General features: G+C 64.5%; 19 protein-coding genes. 10 read left to right on the plus strand and 9 right to left on the minus strand.

Features of this window, described 5'->3' with window-relative positions; all coding sequences use genetic code 11:
- The first annotated feature begins 212 nt into the window (after positions 1 to 212).
- Together LDZ26_RS19065 and LDZ26_RS19070 are read left to right on the plus strand one after the other, a co-directional pair.
- The gene (locus LDZ26_RS19065; protein ID WP_244850823.1) at positions 213 to 1,337 is read left to right on the plus strand and encodes a porin; all 1,125 of its coding nucleotides are present in this window, start codon (positions 213 to 215) and stop codon (positions 1,335 to 1,337) included.
- Positions 1,338 to 1,394: 57 nt separating this feature from the next.
- Positions 1,395 to 1,727: a DUF2322 family protein gene (locus LDZ26_RS19070; RefSeq protein ID WP_244850824.1), complete on the plus strand. Its 333-nt coding sequence runs from the start codon at positions 1,395 to 1,397 to the stop codon at positions 1,725 to 1,727.
- 69 nt (positions 1,728 to 1,796) lie between these two features.
- Here LDZ26_RS19070 and kdgD read toward each other — a convergent pair whose 3' ends face one another.
- Positions 1,797 to 2,714 (minus strand): 5-dehydro-4-deoxyglucarate dehydratase, encoded by a 918-nt coding sequence (gene kdgD, locus LDZ26_RS19075; protein ID WP_244850825.1) that lies wholly within the window; start codon positions 2,712 to 2,714, stop codon positions 1,797 to 1,799.
- 198 nt (positions 2,715 to 2,912) lie between these two features.
- Here kdgD and garD point away from each other — a divergent pair, with 198 nt between their 5' ends.
- The 4 genes from garD to LDZ26_RS19095 all read left to right on the plus strand — a co-directional run bounded on the left by garD (position 2,913) and on the right by LDZ26_RS19095 (position 6,943).
- Entirely contained in the window at positions 2,913 to 4,502 is a 1,590-nt protein-coding gene (garD, locus tag LDZ26_RS19080; protein ID WP_244850826.1) for a galactarate dehydratase, read from the plus strand.
- A gap of 171 nt (positions 4,503 to 4,673) precedes the next feature.
- The gene (locus LDZ26_RS19085) at positions 4,674 to 5,531 is read left to right on the plus strand and encodes an NmrA family NAD(P)-binding protein (RefSeq protein ID WP_244850827.1); all 858 of its coding nucleotides are present in this window, start codon (positions 4,674 to 4,676) and stop codon (positions 5,529 to 5,531) included.
- A gap of 74 nt (positions 5,532 to 5,605) precedes the next feature.
- Positions 5,606 to 6,310 carry a glutathione S-transferase family protein gene (locus tag LDZ26_RS19090; RefSeq protein ID WP_244850828.1) on the plus strand — a complete coding sequence of 235 codons (705 nt, stop codon included), beginning with the start codon at positions 5,606 to 5,608 and terminating at the stop codon, positions 6,308 to 6,310.
- Between the two features lie 15 nt (positions 6,311 to 6,325).
- Positions 6,326 to 6,943 (plus strand): TetR/AcrR family transcriptional regulator, encoded by a 618-nt coding sequence (locus tag LDZ26_RS19095; protein ID WP_244850829.1) that lies wholly within the window; start codon positions 6,326 to 6,328, stop codon positions 6,941 to 6,943.
- 3 nt (positions 6,944 to 6,946) lie between these two features.
- Here LDZ26_RS19095 and LDZ26_RS19100 read toward each other — a convergent pair whose 3' ends face one another.
- Complete coding sequence (locus LDZ26_RS19100) at positions 6,947 to 7,588, minus strand: DUF1109 domain-containing protein (RefSeq protein WP_244850830.1); 642 nt, start codon at positions 7,586 to 7,588, stop codon at positions 6,947 to 6,949.
- On the minus strand, positions 7,575 to 8,144 hold the full coding sequence (locus LDZ26_RS19105; protein ID WP_244851091.1) for a sigma-70 family RNA polymerase sigma factor: 570 nt from the start codon (positions 8,142 to 8,144) through the stop codon (positions 7,575 to 7,577). Before LDZ26_RS19105 ends, LDZ26_RS19100 begins: the two co-directional genes overlap by 14 nt.
- 339 nt (positions 8,145 to 8,483) lie before the next feature.
- Between LDZ26_RS19105 and LDZ26_RS19110 the strand changes: the two genes are divergently transcribed.
- The 3 genes from LDZ26_RS19110 (at position 8,484) to LDZ26_RS19120 (ending at position 10,215) form a co-directional block, all read left to right on the plus strand.
- Positions 8,484 to 9,113: a cytochrome b/b6 domain-containing protein gene (locus tag LDZ26_RS19110; protein WP_244850831.1), complete on the plus strand. Its 630-nt coding sequence runs from the start codon at positions 8,484 to 8,486 to the stop codon at positions 9,111 to 9,113.
- A gap of 18 nt (positions 9,114 to 9,131) precedes the next feature.
- The gene (locus LDZ26_RS19115) at positions 9,132 to 9,908 is read left to right on the plus strand and encodes a molybdopterin-dependent oxidoreductase (protein ID WP_244850832.1); all 777 of its coding nucleotides are present in this window, start codon (positions 9,132 to 9,134) and stop codon (positions 9,906 to 9,908) included.
- 76 nt (positions 9,909 to 9,984) lie between these two features.
- Complete coding sequence (locus LDZ26_RS19120; RefSeq protein ID WP_244850833.1) at positions 9,985 to 10,215, plus strand: pentapeptide MXKDX repeat protein; 231 nt, start codon at positions 9,985 to 9,987, stop codon at positions 10,213 to 10,215.
- 279 nt (positions 10,216 to 10,494) lie between these two features.
- Here LDZ26_RS19120 and LDZ26_RS19125 read toward each other — a convergent pair whose 3' ends face one another.
- The 5 genes from LDZ26_RS19125 to LDZ26_RS19145 are packed head-to-tail and all read right to left on the minus strand — an operon-like array spanning position 10,495 to position 15,742.
- Complete coding sequence (locus tag LDZ26_RS19125) at positions 10,495 to 11,964, minus strand: efflux transporter outer membrane subunit (RefSeq protein WP_244850834.1); 1,470 nt, start codon at positions 11,962 to 11,964, stop codon at positions 10,495 to 10,497.
- Positions 11,961 to 12,932 carry an HlyD family secretion protein gene (locus LDZ26_RS19130; protein WP_244850835.1) on the minus strand — a complete coding sequence of 324 codons (972 nt, stop codon included), beginning with the start codon at positions 12,930 to 12,932 and terminating at the stop codon, positions 11,961 to 11,963. The genes LDZ26_RS19125 and LDZ26_RS19130 overlap by 4 nt, the downstream gene beginning before the upstream one ends.
- A complete protein-coding gene (locus tag LDZ26_RS19135) occupies positions 12,929 to 13,138 on the minus strand; it encodes a DUF1656 domain-containing protein (protein WP_244850836.1) in 210 nt (69 codons plus the stop codon). The genes LDZ26_RS19130 and LDZ26_RS19135 overlap by 4 nt, the downstream gene beginning before the upstream one ends.
- Positions 13,139 to 13,172: 34 nt before the next feature.
- Positions 13,173 to 15,284, minus strand: coding sequence for an FUSC family protein (locus LDZ26_RS19140; protein ID WP_244850837.1), 2,112 nt, complete (start codon positions 15,282 to 15,284; stop codon positions 13,173 to 13,175).
- The gene (locus tag LDZ26_RS19145) at positions 15,281 to 15,742 is read right to left on the minus strand and encodes a MarR family winged helix-turn-helix transcriptional regulator (protein ID WP_244850838.1); all 462 of its coding nucleotides are present in this window, start codon (positions 15,740 to 15,742) and stop codon (positions 15,281 to 15,283) included. Before LDZ26_RS19145 ends, LDZ26_RS19140 begins: the two co-directional genes overlap by 4 nt.
- 154 nt (positions 15,743 to 15,896) lie before the next feature.
- Here LDZ26_RS19145 and LDZ26_RS19150 point away from each other — a divergent pair, with 154 nt between their 5' ends.
- Entirely contained in the window at positions 15,897 to 16,658 is a 762-nt protein-coding gene (locus tag LDZ26_RS19150; RefSeq protein ID WP_244850839.1) for a YoaK family protein, read from the plus strand.
- On the opposite strand, the gene LDZ26_RS25690 is transcribed toward LDZ26_RS19150, so the two are convergent.
- Positions 16,561 to 16,875 carry a LysR substrate-binding domain-containing protein gene (locus tag LDZ26_RS25690; RefSeq protein WP_370650753.1) on the minus strand — a complete coding sequence of 105 codons (315 nt, stop codon included), beginning with the start codon at positions 16,873 to 16,875 and terminating at the stop codon, positions 16,561 to 16,563. The two genes, LDZ26_RS19150 and LDZ26_RS25690, sit on opposite strands and share 98 nt — an antisense overlap.
- Positions 16,876 to 16,877 lie beyond the last annotated feature (2 nt).

A 16,877-nucleotide genomic window follows, 5' to 3' on the forward strand; every position in this document is an offset into this window, starting at 1 on the left:
TCGCAGCGTCGAGCATCGGCTGCATCGGTAAGCGCGGCTCCATCTTGACGGGCGGTGAGCGGCTTTCGGGCCGCGCGCGCCTGTCTTTATTAAGGCACCCGCCGAAGTCGATGCGGCTCGCACCGGCCGCTTCTGCGATGTTCGCAAGATAGTGCTATGTTCGTGCCCAACAAGAATCAGCGTTGGCGAACGCCACGGACATGGAGCGGCACATGAGGAAAGACACGACGGTCAGGCTTTGCAAGGCGGCAGGGCTTCTTCTATTCACCTCCGGCGCGTGGGCGCAATCCAGCGTCACCTTATACGGCCGGCTCGACGGCGGCATCGAATACCTGAATCATGTCGCGAACGGCGCGGGCGGCAATGCCACGCGATGGAGCGCGGAAGGCGGCGACTGGGGCACAAGCATGCTCGGTTTCAAGGGCGTCGAAGACCTCGGTGGCGGCATGAGCGCCGTCTTCGACCTGGAAACCGCGCTACAGATCATGAACGGCAGAACGGGCGGCGACCGCATGTTTTCGCGGCGCGCCTATGTGGGCATCAATTCGAAGACGTGGGGCCAGATTCAGGCGGGCCGCAATCTTTTCATCGACAGCGACGGCGTCTGGGAATTCGATCCGATGGTGCAGGAAGCGGTGTCCTCGGCATCGCTCGTGCGCGGACGCAACTGGCAGCAGACGAGCAACAACGTCGAATACCATAGCCCCGTGTTTCATGGCTTCGATGTTCAGGGCCAGTATGCGTTCGGCAATCAGCCCGGTGCATTCAACAGCGGCGCGCCGGGCGAGTTCGGGCGCTCCGAGGGCATCATGCTCACGTATCATTCGCCGCTTCTCGACGTGCGCGGCATCTACGACGAGTTGCGCGACCAGAACGGGCGCTTGAGCAATATCTTCGCGTCGTCGCGGGAATACTTCGTCGGCGCGAACCTGAAGGTCGACAAGTTCAAGATTCAGGCCGCCTATACGCACTACGCGGCGCCCGATACGCCAACCGGCATCGCCGATAGCGCGGACCATTACTGGCTCGGCGCGACGTATCAGGCGACGCCGCAATGGGCCGTCACGGCAGCGGGCTTCTATGTTCACGTAGGCGAGGGCGCGGGCGACGCCTCGCACGATCCCGCGAGTCACGCCATGCTCTATTCGCTCGGCACCACGTATAACTTCACGAAGCGCACCTTCGTCTACGGCACCGTGGCTTATGTGCGCAACAGCGCGAACGGCACGTTCTCCGTATTCGCGACGCCGCGCAACTCGGACGCGAGCACGAGCACGAGCCCGCTTGCCGGAGAATCGCAGACCGGCGCATACGTCGGCTTGATGCACATCTTCTGATGCGCGAATCGATTAAGATACTCCGCCTCATTCACCGACCATGACGGAGCCTCTTTCGTGATTCAGCCGAGCAGCGTATTCAAGGACAACCTGGCGCAACTGCCTTCGATCGAAGGCATCGAGCGCATCGATTTGATCGATGCGAAGGGCAGTGTCGTCGCGAGCATCGAAAACAAGCCGGGCAAACAAGGCTCGCTCGCGGTCTATCACTACCTGAAAGAGACGTTCGGCACGCTGAACGCGCAGGCCGCCGGGCACGGGTTGCTCGTATTCGCGGAACATACGGCGGACGCGCGCAATCGTCCGGGGGCACATCCGAATGTGGATCGTTTGCTCGATATCGCTGCGGGCGGCGATGCACTCGAACTGCGCGTGGTCGCGGCTTCTTGAGCGCCAGCTAAAACGCCCCGAGCGCCGGACGCGTGTCCACCGCTCGGGGCGCTTTTCAAAGCGCGCGAGTTACTGCGCGCCGACCTTCTTGATCAATGCATCGAGCTGGCTCATTTCTTCGTCGGTCAGATCCGTGAGCGGCGCGCGCACCGGACCGGCATCGTGTCCGACGAGCTTCGCGCCGGCCTTCACGATACTTACGGCATAGCCCGGACGACGATTGCGAATGGCCAGATACGGCAGGAAGAATTCGTCGATCAGCTTGCCGGTGGTCTCGTGGTCGTTGGCCGCGATGGCGCGGTAGAACTGCATCGCCGTCTTCGGGATGAAGTTGAACACCGCCGACGAGTACACCGGCACGCCCAGCGCCTTATACGCCGCCGCGTAGACTTCCGCGGTCGGCAGGCCGCCGAGGTACGAGAAGCGGTCGCCGAGACGACGGCGAATGGTCACCATCGCTTCGATCTCGCCGACACCGTCCTTGAAGCCGATGAGGTTCGGGCAGCGGTCCGCGAGACGCTCCAGCATGTCGGCGTTGAGCTTCGAATTCGCGCGGTTATAGATGATGACGCCCAGGTTCGGCACGGCCTTGCAAACTTGCTCCGCGTGCGCCGCGATGCCTTCCTGCGAGGCTTCCGTCAGATAGTGCGGCATCAGCAGAATGCCTTGCGCACCGTTCTTCTCGGCTTCCTGCGCGAAAGCGATGGCCGTGCGCGTCGGGCCGCCCGCGCCCGCGAGAATCGGCACCTTGCCTTTGCAGACCTCGGTGGCCGTGCGCACGATCTGCGAATATTCAGGCTGCGTCAGCGAAAAGAACTCGCCCGTGCCGCCCGCGACGAACAGCGCGGACGCACCGTACGGCGCGAGCCATTCGAGACGTTCCGCATACGTATCGGCGCGAAAGTTGCCTTGCGCGTCGAAGTCGGTCACGGGGAAAGAGAGCAGGCCCTCGGATACGATTTGCTTGAGTTCTTGCGGTGTCGTCATGATCTATGTCTCGTTTGGCAGCGTCCGGCGAATGCAGCGCTTATAGGTCATCGTACAACATGCCTCCGCTGTCGGCAATAGATGTACCGTGACGCTGACGATTTTGCGGGTATACACCGAGCCAAACAGACACGATGTGTTGTAGGATGACATAACTCCAGGGCGGCGCGGGCCGTCATGCATCAGGGATCATCGAAAATGACTCAGCCGCCGCTTTATATACGCGTGCACCCCGAAGACAACGTGGCGATCGTCGTGAACGACGGAGGCCTCGGCGAAGGCGCGACGTTCGCCGATGGGCTCGTGCTGCGCGAACGTGTGCCGCAAGGTCACAAGGTGGCCTTGACCGATCTCGCGGAAGGCGATGCCGTGATCCGCTATAACGTGGTCATCGGTTATGCGTTGAAGGACTTGCCCAAAGGCAGCTGGGTCAACGAGCACGTATTGCGCATGCCGACGCCGCCCGAGCTCGACGATCTTCCGATCGCGACCATCAAGGCGCCCGATACCTCGCCGCTCGAAGGCTTCACGTTCGAGGGGTATCGCAATGCGGACGGCAGCGTGGGCACGCGCAACATCCTCGCGATCACGACCACCGTGCAGTGCGTCGCGGATGTGGTGCAGCACGCGGTCGACCGCATCAAGGCGGAAATGCTGCCGCGCTACCCCAATGTCGATGATGTCGTGAGCCTCGGCCACACCTACGGCTGCGGCGTCGCCATCGAAGCGCCGGACGCGATGGTGCCTATCCGCACCGTGCGCAACATCGCGCTGAACCCGAACTTCGGCGGCGAAGTGATGATGGTGAGCCTCGGCTGCGAGAAGCTCCAGCCCGAACGCCTGATGCCGCCCGGCACCATACCGATCGCGGCCGCCGCGCTCGACGACGCCATTGCCGATATCGGCGACATGGAAAGCGAGGCGAACGGCGGCGCGGTCGTGTTGCAGGACGAGGGACACGTCGGCTTCCAGTCGATGATCGATTCCATCATGCTCATGGCCGAAACGCATCTGAAGCGGCTCAACAATCGCCGCCGCGAGACGTGTCCGGCATCCGATCTGGTCGTCGGCGTGCAATGCGGCGGCAGCGATGCGTTCTCGGGTCTCACGGCGAACCCGGCGGTCGGCTTCGCCACCGACCTGCTCGTGCGCGCGGGCGCGACCGTGATGTTCTCGGAAGTGACCGAAGTGCGCGACGGCGTCGCGCAACTCACGGCGCGCGCGGCGAACGGCGAAGTGGCTGCGGCCATCATCCGCGAGATGAAGTGGTACGACGATTATCTGAAGCGCGGCGGCGCGGACCGCAGCGCGAACACGACGCCCGGCAACAAGAAGGGCGGGCTGTCGAACATCGTCGAAAAGGCGATGGGGTCCATCGTCAAGTCGGGCAGCTCGACCATTTCGGGCGTGCTCTCGCCGGGCGAGAAGGTCAAGCAAAAAGGCTTGATCTACGCGGCGACGCCCGCGAGCGACTTCATCTGCGGCACGCTGCAACTGGCTGCGGGCATCAATCTGCATGTCTTCACCACGGGGCGCGGCACGCCGTACAGTCTCGCGGAAGTGCCGGTCATCAAGGTCGCGACGCGCTCCGATCTCGCGCGCCGCTGGCATGACCTGATGGACGTGAATGCCGGGACCATCGCGACGGGTGAGGCGAGCATCGCGGACGTGGGCTGGGAACTGTTCCGTCTGATGCTCGACGTCGCGAGCGGGCGCAAGCAAACGCGCGCCGAGAAGCTCAAGCTGCACAACGCGCTCGTGCTGTTCAATCCGGCGCCGGTGACCTGAAGCACGCGTCGTCCTCCAAGTGTCGAAGCCCCGTTCGCGAGCGGGGCTTTTTCATTCGTGCTGCCGCGTTATGAATGTAATGACGCGGGCGGCATTTCACCGGCGCGGGCCGCCGCCTACCATGCGAGTCGTCAAACAAGACATCAACCGATTCGCAAGGAGGAAGCAAACATGTACGCCATCACGGGTATCAGCGGACAAGTGGGCGGCGCGCTCGCCGATGCGCTGCTGCAAGCGGGACAACGCGTTCGCGCGGTCGTGCGCGATGCAAACAAGGGCGAGCCGTGGGCGGCGCGTGGCTGCGAGGTCGCGAACGCGCGCATGAACGATGCACACGCGCTGGCGCAGGCGTTCGAAGGCGCGCATGGCGTGTTCATTCTGCTGCCGCCGCATTTTGATCCGTTGCCCGGCTTTCCGGAAACGCGCGAAGTCATTGAAGCCATCGTCTCGGCGGTGCAGCGTGCAAAGCCGCGCAAGATCGCGTGCCTGTCGACCATCGGCGCGCAGGCGACAGAAACCAATCTGCTCACGCAGCACACGTTGCTGCAAGACGCGCTCATCGCGCAGCCGATACCCGTGACCTTCCTGCGCCCCGGCTGGTTCATGGAGAACAGCGCATGGGACGTGCAATCGGCCCGCGACGAAGGCGTCGTTCATTCGTTCCTGCAACCGCTGGATCACGCGATTCCGATGGTCGCCACCGAAGACGTCGGCAGAACCGCCGCGCGGTTGCTTCAGGAAGAATCGCACGGTACGCGGGTCGTCGAACTCGAAGGTCCGCAACGCGTCAGCCCGCGCGATATCGCTGCGGCGTTCTCTGCAGTGCTCGGCAAGCCGGTCACCGCGCAAGCCGTGCCGCGCGAGAGTTGGCGCGACATGTTCGAACAGCAGGGCATGAAGAATCCGATGCCGCGCATCCGCATGCTCGACGGCTTCAATGAAGGATGGATCGACTTCGAAGGACCTAGCAAAGACATCGTGAAGGGCGAAGTCGATATCGAGTCGGTCATCCGCAAGCTCTGCGCATAAGAGAAGAAGCCATCGTTGCGCGTTTTGGAGCGAGCGATCTAAAATGATCGCCTGCCAAACCGGAGCGCGCTCGCATGATCCACTTCTACTTCCATCCCACGCCCAACCCCGCAAAAGTCGCGCTGTTTCTCGAAGAAGCGGGCGTGCCTTATGAACTGAAGCCAGTCGATACCAGCAAAGGCGAGCAGCATACGCCCGCATTCCGCGCGATCAACCCGAACGGCAAGGTGCCCGCCATCGTCGATACGGAAGGCCCGGGCGGCAAGGAAGCCGTCGTGTTCGATTCGACCGCCATCCTTCTCTATCTCGCGGAGAAGACCGGCCAGTTCCTCGGCACGCCGGAAGACCGGCCGCAGCTTCTGTCGTGGCTCATGTTCATCGCCACGGGTCTCGGGCCGTTCTCGGGCCAAGCCGTGCATTTCCAGCATGCGGCGCCCGAAGGGCTCGACTATGCGGTGAACCGCTATCGGCGAGAAGCGGAGCGGCACTATCAGGTGCTGAACGATCGGCTCGCAGGTCGCGAGTACATCGTCGGCGAGAGCTTCACCATTGCCGATATGTCCGCGTGGGGCTGGATCGACCGTGCATCGCGTGTGTTCAAGACGACCGAAGCGCCGCTTGCCGCGTATCCCGAGTTGCAGCGCTGGTTCGCCGCCATCGACGCGCGCCCCGCCGTTGCGCGCGCTCGCCCATTGAACAAGCAGCACGCGTTCAAGACGGTCAACGACGAAGAGACGCGCCGCGCGTTGTTCCCGTCGAACTATCCGAAGACGGCTTGAAGAGGAAGCTCGATCATGCCGCGTCCGCGTGAATTCGACGAGGAAGCCGCGCTCGATGCGGCCACCGCGCAGTTCTGGTCGCGCGGATATGAAGCCACCTCCGTGCGCGATCTCGCGGCCACGATGGGCCTCACGGCGGCCAGTCTCTACAACGCTTTCGGCGACAAGCGCACGCTCTTCGAACGCGCGCTGAAGCGCTATGTGGAGCACGGCTTTCGCGACCGCGTGCGGCGCTTCGAGCATCGCCTGCCGCCGCGCGATGCCATTCTCGCGTTCTTCGACGAGATCATCGAACTGTCGGTGCGCGATCCGCATCGCAAGGGCTGTCTCGTCGTCAATTCCGCGCTCGAACTCGCGCCGCACGACCGCCAAATTCATCGCGCGTTGAGCGCGGTGCTCAAGGAGATCGAAGGCTTCTTCGTGCGCTGCGTGCGCGCGGGACAGGACGACGGGACCATCGCGGCGACCGTATCGGCCGACGATATCGCCAAGGCTTTGCTCGCTTCGCTCATAGGCTTGCGCGTGCTGGCGCGGGTCAACCCGCGGCGCGAGTTGCTCGAAGGCGCGGCGCGCCCGGTGCTCGCCATGCTGGGCGCAACCAAGCGCCGCGCAAGAGTCCGCCGCGCGAGCTAGCAGCTACCAGCGCAGCACGCGCGGCCCGAGCCATGCGCCGATGCAGGCCGGCAACAGCATGCCGATCGCATACCACACGCTCCAGAACGCGGGGCTCATCTCCGGGCAATGCAGGCAATAGGCGATGGTCGCGAGCGCGCTCGACAGGAGGCCGGCCACCGCGCCCGCCATGCGCAAATCAGTGGGCGCGAGACTTCTTGCGGCCAGCAGCGCGGCGGGAAACGTCGGCACCGAGAGCAGCACGATATTGAACGGACACGTGCGCCACGACTGCCCGAGCACGAGCGGCAAGCGTCCGGCGGGCGTCGCCTGACCGAGCACGAGCGCGCCCGCCAGCCACACTGCGATGAACGGCAGCACGATGACCGGCCACGCGACACCGCCGCGCACGCCGGGGCGACCCAGCCGTATCACGGCAATCAGCGAGCCGACCGCGACGCATAGCGGAAACGCGAGCTTGGCCCAGAACAGGGCCGTCTGCGCGACGCTCGCCAGATCGCGGCGCAGTCCGTACACCACGAGCATCAACAGCACCGAGCCGATGAAACCGAGCGGCAGCGCCTGCGCGAAACGGCGGGCGACGGCCGCGCGATCGACGCGCACATCGCCGGCTGCGAGCAGATCGATCAGATCATCGGTTCGCATCGGATTCCTCGCTCCTGAAGCCACGAATGCGCGCGGCAAGCGCCTTGAGTCCGCGATGCACGCCCACTTTCACGGCGGATTCCGAGAGCCCCGTGAGTTGCGCAGTCTGCGCGACCGACAACCCTTCCAGCTTGACGTGGACGATCGGCAGCCGCTGCTTGTCCGGCAACTGTGCGAGGAGCTTGCCGAGGTCGTGACGCGCTTGAGTCGGCTCGTCGTCGGTGACGGCAAAGAGATCGTCGTGATCGTCGAGGGGATCGTTGAGCGACTCGTGACGCGAACGCGCGCGAAAGAAGTCCATCAGCTTGTAGCGCGCGATGGCATGAATCCATGCAGTAAGCGGTTCTTCCATGCGATAGGTGTGCCGCGCATTGTGCACCGCCAGCAAGATTTCCTGCACGAGGTCTTCCACGTCATCGCGATGCTGCGGAATGCGCTTGCGCAAATAGCCGCGCAGATGCCGCGTGAGCGTCTGCAGGAAACCGCGATAGGCGTTCTGGTCGCCTTCGAGGCCGGAGCAAAGGAGCGTCTTCAGGCGATGTTCCGCGTCATGCAAGGCGAGTCCCGTGAAGGCAAGGCGACGAAAGGACGAAGCGAGCGAACGCGGCGGGATGCAGACAGCAAGCGCGGCGTAAGCCCGATCATGTTTTAGATCGAGCGTTTCAGAATAGCCGAAGCCACGGCTAGCGGCAATGCCGGCTGTCTTTGCGCCAATCGTTTTCATCGTATGCGTCGTTGGGGGCGGGTCGTTGCTTGCATACGTTAGTTCGCTTGCGATGCGCGCGCGGTTACAGCGCAGCGGCAAACGCCGTCGAGAAATTTTCTCGATGCGCCCTGTAACCGGGCCGACCCGGCGAGCGAATTCACGAGTACATCACCCTTATCGGCAACGATCATGGACACGACACTCGACGCCCCGCCCGAGAGCCTGCAACGCAAGCATCCGGTTCATCCGCTATGGCTGCGCATCACGCATTGGCTCAACGCCGTGGCCGCGCTCATCATGATGTTCTCTGGCTGGCGCATCTACGACGCATCGCCGGTCTTCGCGCGCATCGTCATTCCGCCTTCCATCACGCTCGGCGGCTGGCTCGGCGGCGCGCTCCAGTGGCACTTCGCCGCGATGTGGCTGCTCGTCTTCAACGGACTCGCGTATCTCGCGCTAAACGTAGCGAGCGGACGCTTCTTCTCGAAGTTCTTTCCGTTATCGCCCCGCGCGGTCGTGCATGACCTCGTCGCGGCGATGCGCGGCAAGCTCTCGCACGAGAATCCGCGCGAGTACAACGCGGTGCAGAAGCTCGCGTACCTCGTGGTCGTGCTCGATCTCATCGTGCTCGTGCTGTCCGGTCTTGCCATCTGGAAGTCCGTGCAGTTTCCGTTGCTGCGTGAACTGATGGGCGGCTACGACAACGCGCGCGTCGTTCACTTTTGCGCGATGGCGGTCATGGCGGCGTTCGTGGTGGTGCATGTCGTGATGGTCGCGCTCGTGCCGCGTTCGCTGCTTAGCATGCTGCGCGGTCGTTGAACGAAGGGAGCCCACGCCATGAAGACCCAAGGTAAAAAGATCGTCACGCTCGACCGCGCATCCGTGCTCGCCGATGCCACGCGCGAACTCGCCATGCCGTCGCGACGCCTCTTCGGCAAGCGCATGCTCACGCTCGGCGGGCTGTCGTTGTTGACCGGTTGCTCGATCACCGACGAAGACTCCGTCAACACGTTTCTCGGCGCCGTTTCGCGCCTGAACGATCGCGTGCAGGCGTTGCTGTTCGACCCGACGCGCCTCGCGCCCACATACAGCGAGGCGCAGCTCACGCGGCCGTTCCCGTTCAATGCGTACTACGGCATCGACAACGTGCCTCATGTGAATGGCGCGGACTACCGGCTAAAGGTGAGCGGTCTCGTGACGGGCCAGCGCGTCTGGACGCTGCCGGAGCTTTACGCGTTGCCCCACGCCGAGCAGATCACGCGGCACATCTGCGTGGAAGGCTGGAGCGCGATAGGGCGCTGGGGCGGCACGCCGTTCCGCGAATTTCTGCGGCGCGTCGGCGCGGACACGACTGCGAAGTACGTCGGCTTCCGCTGCGCCGACGACTATTACGAAAGCATCGACATGCCCACGGCGCTGCATCCGCAGACGCTGCTCACGTTCGAGTATGACGGCGAGCGTTTGCCCGCGAAATACGGCTATCCGATGAAGCTGCGCATGCCGACGAAGCTCGGTTACAAGAACCCGAAGCATATCGTCGAAATCTTCGTCACTAACGCGTATCCCGGCGGCTATTGGGTCGACCAGGGCTACAACTGGTTCGGCGGTTCATGACCGCCGTGCTTTCGAATCCGGCCCGGCCGGAGCAGGTTTTCAACGCAGGTCCGCAGGTCCAACAAGGAGAAGTGAAATGAAACGAGTGATGACGGCAGTGTTCGCGGCGGCATTGGCTATCGGTGCATCGGTGGCTCATGCGCAGGCGAGCGGCGCGATGTCCAACGATGCGATGTCTCACGATTCGATGAGCAAGGACGCCATGTCGCACGACAGCATGAAGAAAGACTCGATGAGCAAGGACAAGATGAAGAAGCACGACGCGATGAGCAAGGAGCATCCCGCGTCCGGTGCAATGTCGCAGTAAGCCAGGCATCGAAGCTGGCCTGCGACGAGCACGCCAGCTTGACAGGCGTTTGCCGCGTACCTGGCACGCATGCGGCGGCATGTTCTTGAATCTTTGGGTGCGGGCCTGGCCGGTGTGTTGAGCGTCGGTCCGTCCGCGAGCGAAGCGGCCGAGCGCGAACCGCGCCAACAGGTATCCGTTTGCAATGGCGAAAGCATCGGCCCATGAAAGCTGCGGATGCAGCGCGCTTGCCGAAGCACCCAGCGGACGGTCTCGCCGGATAAGCTCGGGCGACCGCGACTACTTGCCCTGCGCGCTCGCCACGTCTTCGTCGCGTTCCCAGCCGCCGCCAAGCGCAAGGAACAGGTTCACCTGATCCTGCGCGACCTGGCTTTCGGCCGCCGCCACCTGCGCGGCGACGCTCGTCAGCGTGCGCGTGGCATCCAGATCCGCGACGAACGACTCGCGCCCGGCCGTATATAGCCGATGCGTCTCATCCGCCGATTCCACCGCCGACCGGTACGCGGTGCGCAGATTATCGGCACGCGTTGCATCCGAGGCATACGTCGCGAGACTGCTTTGCGTTTCGCGCAGCGCATTGAGCACCACGCCGTCGAAGTGCGCGAGCGCGCCGCCGGATGCCGCTTCGGCCTGCACCACGCGGGCGCGTTGCCCGTTGATCGGAAAGCTCCAGTTGATGAGCGGCCCGAACGCCCAGCGATTCGTCGTCGCGCCGAGCAGGTCTTCGGCGACGCCCACGGAGCCGACCGACGCGCCGAAGCTCACCGATGGATACAGCGCCGCAGTCGCCACGCCGATGCGCGCGGTCGATGCCGCCAGTTGCCGCTCGGCTTGCCGCACATCGGGACGGCGCTTCAGGAGCGACGCGCCGTCGCCGACAGGAATCGGCTCGCGCAGCTTCGGCAGCTTGTCGCACGCGAGCGCGGCGGGCGGCAACGCGGACGGCGCGCGCGCAAGCAGCATCGCCAGCCGATACTGCGCCACGCGGCGGCGCGCGACAAAGCGCGGAATGTCGGCCGCGAGCGTCTCGGATTGCGTCTGACCGCGCGTGACTTCGGACTGATTGCTGCGGCCCGCTTCGCGCAGGCGCTGCGTGAGCCGCACGCGTTCCCTCTGGAGTGCTAACGACTTTTGCGCGATGCGCAGTTCTTCCGCCGCCGAACACGATTCGACATACGCGCGCACGACGTCCGCCACTACCGTGATGCGCGCGAGATCGACCGCGGCTTCCACCGCTTCGTCGTCGGCGCGGGCGGCTTCCACGCCGCGCCTGAGCTTGCCGAAGAGATCGAATTCATACGACACGCTCAGTTCAAGCGCGCCTTCGTTCACGACCGGCAGCTTCTCGGTCAACAAGTACTGTTCCGCCGATTCCTGCGCCCGCTGAAACGCGACGGAACTGCGGCTCGAAAAGCCGCCTTGCCGGTTCGCGAACTCCACTTCGGCACGCGAACGCGCGAGGTTCGCGGCAGCCACGCGAATGTCCGCGTTCGAGATCAACGCTTCGCTCACGAGCTCGTCGAGCGCGGGATCGTCGTAGAGACGCCACCATTTCGAAGGCGCCGCGCCTTGCGTGACGGGCGCCTGATCCGCGCCGTCGATGGGCGCGTTCGCATACGGCGCATTGACCGCCGCGCCTTCGGGCAGCTTGTAGTCCGGGCCGACCGTCATGCAGCCGCCGAGCACGAGCATCGACGCGAGCAGCGTCAGGCCGAGGCGCGGGCTTCTGATGCGTGCAGTGCGCTTCATTGCGATGCACCCGAAGCCGGCACATGCGCGGCGACCGGCGATGCGGGCGCCGTCGCGGACGCGGGCATGTTGCCGGACGCCGCGCGCGATCCGATGGTGGGACCGACGCCGCGCACCGAGACGGTGGCCGTGCGCCCCGCGATCATGCGAAAGTCGGCGGGAATTTCATCGAGCGTCACGCGCACGGGAATGCGCTGCGCGAGCCGAACCCAGCTGAACGCGGGGTTCACGTTCGGCAGCAGGCTCGAGCTCTGTTGACGGTCGCGATCCTCGATGGCCGCGACGATGCTCTGCACGTGTCCGCGCAACAGGTTCGGCTCGCCCATCACCTTGATATCGACCGGTTGCCCGATATCGATGCCGTGCAGCTTCGTCTCTTCGAAGTAGCCATCGACGCGGAAAGAATGCATATCGACGACGGACAGCACCGCGCGTCCCGCCGAGACGAACTCGCCGATGCGCGGCGCGCGATCGTTGAGATAGCCGTCCACCGGACTCACGATCTGGGTGCGTTGCAAGTTGAGGCGCGCGGTGTCGATGGCGACTTCGGCATCGGCGAGCGCGGCTGTGGCCTGCTCCACGCGCGAGTGGGTTTCCTCGACCACTTCGCGCGCCACGAGGTTGCCGAGCGAGCGATTGCGCGCGTCCTCGCGCCGCGCCTGATCGAGCGTTGCGCGGCGCTGTTGCGCGGCGGCTTCGGCATTGCGCAGCGCGAGCGCATAGCGCGCGCGATCGATGACGAACAGCACGTCGCCGCGCTTGACCTGCTGGTTATCCACGACCTTCACATCGGTGATGAGGCCGGACACGTCGGGCGCGACCTGAATGACGTCGGCACGCACGTGGCCATCGCGCGTCCACGGCGCGAACATGTAGTAATCGACCAGCTTCCACAACACGACGGCTGCAATGGCGACGACGATGAGCGTGAGCAGGATCTGCCCGACGGAGAACCAGGTTTTTTTCACGTGATGAGCCGATGCGAAACGATAACGACAAGCCCCAGCACCAGTACATAGATGCCGAGATCGAAAACGGAGCGATGCCACACGAAGCGATAAAAGCCCACGCGCGTGAGCACGGTGCGGATGACGAGGTTCAGCAGATACGCGATTAACATCAGCACGAGAACGGCCGGCACGAAGACGCCGAGAATGTCGATTTCGCCGATCATGCGAGCGAGTCCGGTGATGTGAATGGAGTGAGCATCAGGCGGGTTCTTCCCGTGGCGCGTCGCCACGCGCGGCAGGCTGCGTATCCGTTGCGGGCGGATGCAGCGACAAGCGCACGCCGATGAGCGCATGCAGCGTGTCGCGCAACAATCGTTCCCCCGGCAATGCCGCCTGCCCGTGCTTTTCCGCCTCCGCGATGGTGTGCGCCGCGACCTGCGCGACGGCGCGGTCGATCGAGCGCACGAGCGTCGACGGCACCGGCTGACGTTCGCGCCGCTCGATGCAATGCCCGAAGTAATCGCGCACGCCAGCGAGCACCTCGTCGATCGACGCCTGAATGTCGGAGGCGAGCTTGCGATGCGCGCGCCGCAGATCGAGCGAATTCAGCGCGACGCGAAAATCGCGGAAGCTCTCGATGGACGGGTGCCGGTGCGAATCCGTCGAGGCCTGGCGCGGCAGCACTTGCATCAGGCGGTCGAGCATGCGCGAGTAGAGATTGCGCTGATCGTCGAGCGTCGCGGTGGACGAACACGCGACGATATCGCGCCACGCCGAGCGCGTGAGCCGCGCGACCGCGAGTTCGGAGCCGAAAGGCCGCGTCACCCGCGTCCACACGAACGCGAACAGAAGCCCGGCCACGCCCGCGAGGTTGCTATTGAGAAAGACGAAGAAGTCCGCTTCGTACGCGCTCTGAATGCTGATGAACGTGGCCGTGTTCACCGCGACCAGCATGGTGATGAGCGTGAAACGCGGCTGCGGAATCAACGTGCCGACGACGAGGAACGGCCCCGCGAAGATGATGACGAGCATCGGGAAGTCATGCACGTGCGGCAGCACCGCGAACACGTAGAGTCCCGCGAAGACCACGCTCATGCAGGTCGCGAGAAAGAAGACGAACACTTGCGGCGCGGGTTCGTCGAGCGCCGCGAAGAAGCAGCACGCGACGGCGGCGAGCGTGACCGCGCCCGCGCCGTCGGCCCAGCCCGATTCGATCCACAACGCACACGCGACGATGATCGCGCTGACCGCGACGCCCGTCGAAAACAGCATCATGCCGCGATCGAAAAAACGCGCCGTGCCGCCGAGCCGCCAATGCCTAAACCGCGGACGCCAGTCGTGTTCGTCATGCAGCATAGCGGCGCGCAGCGTGCGAATGTCCTGCCATACGTCGATGACCTGCGAAAGACGCCACAGCGCGCTCGAAAGCAACGCGCCGTCTTCGCTCGCGAGCGCCTGCGCCGATGGCCGCATCGCTGCGATGCGTTCGCGCAGCGCGTTCGGCTCGCGATCGGACTCGGCGGCGTCGTGGATCTGCGGCGCGGGGAGCGACATCCACTTGGCCACATCGGCGAGCAACGCTTCGAGTCCTGGCGGATGCGTGCCACGCTTGTCGACCAGTTCGATGAGCGGATCGGCCAGCGATGAAATGAGCGGCAGGAATATCTGCATGCGGCCTTGCAACGCGCGCGCCCGCCGGACGATATCGGGCCGTGCGTGGTCGTACGTGAGTTGGCTCAACAGCACTTCGAGGCCGTTGACGGTCGCAGCTAACCGCTGACGCGACGCGGATATCGCGGCACCCGCGAGGCGGCCCGAGAGCGTTTCGCTCGCGTAGAAGGCGGCATCGCGAAACCAGGCATCGGTACGTTCGACGAGCGTGGGCGCAAGACGGCTCGGAAAAACGACGCTGCCCACGATGCTCGCCACCACGATGCCGAGCAGAATCTCTTCGGTGCGCGAGATGGCGAGATCGAAGACGACCGCCGGATTCGTCACGGCGGGCAGCGCGATCATCGGCAGCGTATAGCCCGCGAGCAGGAAGACGTAGCTGCGCGCGGTGCGGTCGAACATCGAGAGAAAGAGCAGCGTGCCTGTCCACAGCGCGACAATCACGCTGAATAGAAACGGCGATTCCACGAAGGGCGGCACGATCACCACAGCGCCCGCCGCGCCGATTGCGGTGCCGAGCGCGCGATACAGCGCCTTGGAGCGCGTCGCGCCGACGAACGGGTTGGAGACGATATAGACCGTGGCCATCGCCCAATAAGGACGCGGCAGTTCCAGCGCGAGGCCGATGTAGAGCGCGATCATCGCGGCGGCGAAGGTCTTGGCCGAGAAGAGCCACTCGCGTGCGGATGCGAACTTCATGGCGCGTCGGCCGGGGTCTTATTGCTTGCGAGCGCCGCTGTGAATGCATTGAGCACGCGCAGCGTCGTTTCCAGATCTTCGCGGCTCACGTCATCGAGCAGACGGGCGCGCAGCGAGACGAGCCGCGCTTCCATGCGCGCGGTCACGGCGCGGCCTTCGTCAGTCAACGTGATGGTCTTGGCGCGCTTGTCCTCGGGATCTTCGTCGCGCCGCACGAGGCCCGCCGCGCATAGCTGATCCAGCAATCTGACGAGCGACGGCCCTTCGATGCCGACGTGCTCCGCGAGCGTGACCTGCCGCACCGCTTCGCCGAGCCGGTTCGCGGTGAGCAGCGGCACCGCGCATGCCTCCGATACGCCATACGAAGCGAGCACGCCGTGGCTCGTGCGCCGCCAGCGGCGCGCTGCCAACACGAGCGTGCTACTGACCGACCGGCGCAGGAGATCAATGGAAGTCATGGGCCGGGATTATAGCGATTGTTTTATTCGTTAGCGTGCTATCGATTCATGTTTCGATGCGTGCGCAACGGCCTGGCTGCGTGTCGGGCCGGCGCGTACGAACGGCGAAATTGTCGTGCTATCTTCTCGGCTCGACCAATCAGCACGGCCCGCCATGCCGATCAGCTACCTTCGCGGTCTGACTTCTCCCGCACGCACCGATTCCGCCAATCGCCGGCTCGGTTGCGCGCTCGCCTTCGTCGCGGGCGCGGCGAATGCCGGCGGCTTCCTTGCCGTGGGACAGTACACCTCGCATATGTCAGGACTGGTTTCGTCGATCGCGGACAACGTCGTGCTCGGTCAGGCGGCGCTCGTGTTCTCGGCGCTCGGCGCCGTGCTCGCGTTCGTGTGCGGCGCGGCGACTTCGGCGCTGCTCATCAACTGGGGACGGCAGCGCGCCGCGCACAGCGTCTACGCGACGCCGCTCCTGCTCGAAGCCTGCCTGCTGCTCGTCTTCGGCATGCTCGGTTCGAACCTGGAGACGCATCGCGTGTGGGACGTGCCGGCCACGGTCGCGCTGCTGTGCTTCGTGATGGGTCTTCAGAACGCGATGATCACCAAGATATCGAAGGCGGAGATCCGGACCACGCATGTGACGGGTCTCGTGACCGATATCGGCATCGAGCTAGGCAAGAGCCTGTACTGGAATCGCGGCATGAGCCGGACCGATGCGAACTACGTGCGCGCCAATCATGCGCGACTCGCGCTGCTGAGTTCGCTGCTCGCCATGTTCGTCGCGGGCGGCTTTGCCGGTGCGATCGGCTTCGCGCATCTCGGCTTCATGACGACCGTGCCGTTGGCTGCGCTCCTGTTGTTGTTCTCTTCCGTGCCGGTCGTGGACGATCTTGCCGCAAGCAGGCGGCGCATGCGCGACTAGCGCATCGCTCACGCGGCGCTGCCTGAGCGCGTATCCAGTCGTGAAAGAGCTGCATGCCCGGCGAAAGTCGTTTCGATTTCAGCCAGGCGAGCCTGTAGCTGCCTGTCTTGACCTCGATATCGAACGCCTGCACGAGCAAGCCAGCTTGAAGTTCCCGCGTGAACATCGCGGGCGGCGCGAGCGCCACGCCCGGGCCTTGCACCGCGGCTTCCACCATCA

Source organism: Caballeronia sp. SL2Y3, assembly GCF_022879575.1.
Lineage (GTDB): Bacteria > Pseudomonadota > Gammaproteobacteria > Burkholderiales > Burkholderiaceae > Caballeronia.

Bases quoted from the DNA above. Each gene is read 5' to 3' on its own strand.
- LDZ26_RS19065 (WP_244850823.1), top strand. From the start codon at position 213: ATGAGGAAAGACACGACGGTCAGGCTTTGCAAGGCGGCAGGGCTTCTT.
- kdgD (WP_244850825.1), bottom strand. From the start codon at position 2,714: ATGACGACACCGCAAGAACTCAAGCAAATCGTATCCGAGGGCCTGCTC.
- garD (WP_244850826.1), top strand. From the start codon at position 2,913: ATGACTCAGCCGCCGCTTTATATACGCGTGCACCCCGAAGACAACGTG.
- LDZ26_RS19085 (WP_244850827.1), top strand. From the start codon at position 4,674: ATGTACGCCATCACGGGTATCAGCGGACAAGTGGGCGGCGCGCTCGCC.
- LDZ26_RS19090 (WP_244850828.1), top strand. From the start codon at position 5,606: ATGATCCACTTCTACTTCCATCCCACGCCCAACCCCGCAAAAGTCGCG.
- LDZ26_RS19095 (WP_244850829.1), top strand. From the start codon at position 6,326: ATGCCGCGTCCGCGTGAATTCGACGAGGAAGCCGCGCTCGATGCGGCC.
- LDZ26_RS19100 (WP_244850830.1), bottom strand. From the start codon at position 7,588: ATGCGAACCGATGATCTGATCGATCTGCTCGCAGCCGGCGATGTGCGC.
- LDZ26_RS19110 (WP_244850831.1), top strand. From the start codon at position 8,484: ATGGACACGACACTCGACGCCCCGCCCGAGAGCCTGCAACGCAAGCAT.
- LDZ26_RS19115 (WP_244850832.1), top strand. From the start codon at position 9,132: ATGAAGACCCAAGGTAAAAAGATCGTCACGCTCGACCGCGCATCCGTG.
- LDZ26_RS19120 (WP_244850833.1), top strand. From the start codon at position 9,985: ATGAAACGAGTGATGACGGCAGTGTTCGCGGCGGCATTGGCTATCGGT.
- LDZ26_RS19125 (WP_244850834.1), bottom strand. From the start codon at position 11,964: ATGAAGCGCACTGCACGCATCAGAAGCCCGCGCCTCGGCCTGACGCTG.
- LDZ26_RS19135 (WP_244850836.1), bottom strand. From the start codon at position 13,138: ATGATCGGCGAAATCGACATTCTCGGCGTCTTCGTGCCGGCCGTTCTC.
- LDZ26_RS19140 (WP_244850837.1), bottom strand. From the start codon at position 15,284: ATGAAGTTCGCATCCGCACGCGAGTGGCTCTTCTCGGCCAAGACCTTC.
- LDZ26_RS19145 (WP_244850838.1), bottom strand. From the start codon at position 15,742: ATGACTTCCATTGATCTCCTGCGCCGGTCGGTCAGTAGCACGCTCGTG.
- LDZ26_RS19150 (WP_244850839.1), top strand. From the start codon at position 15,897: ATGCCGATCAGCTACCTTCGCGGTCTGACTTCTCCCGCACGCACCGAT.
- LDZ26_RS25690 (WP_370650753.1), bottom strand. From the start codon at position 16,875: ATGGTGGAAGCCGCGGTGCAAGGCCCGGGCGTGGCGCTCGCGCCGCCC.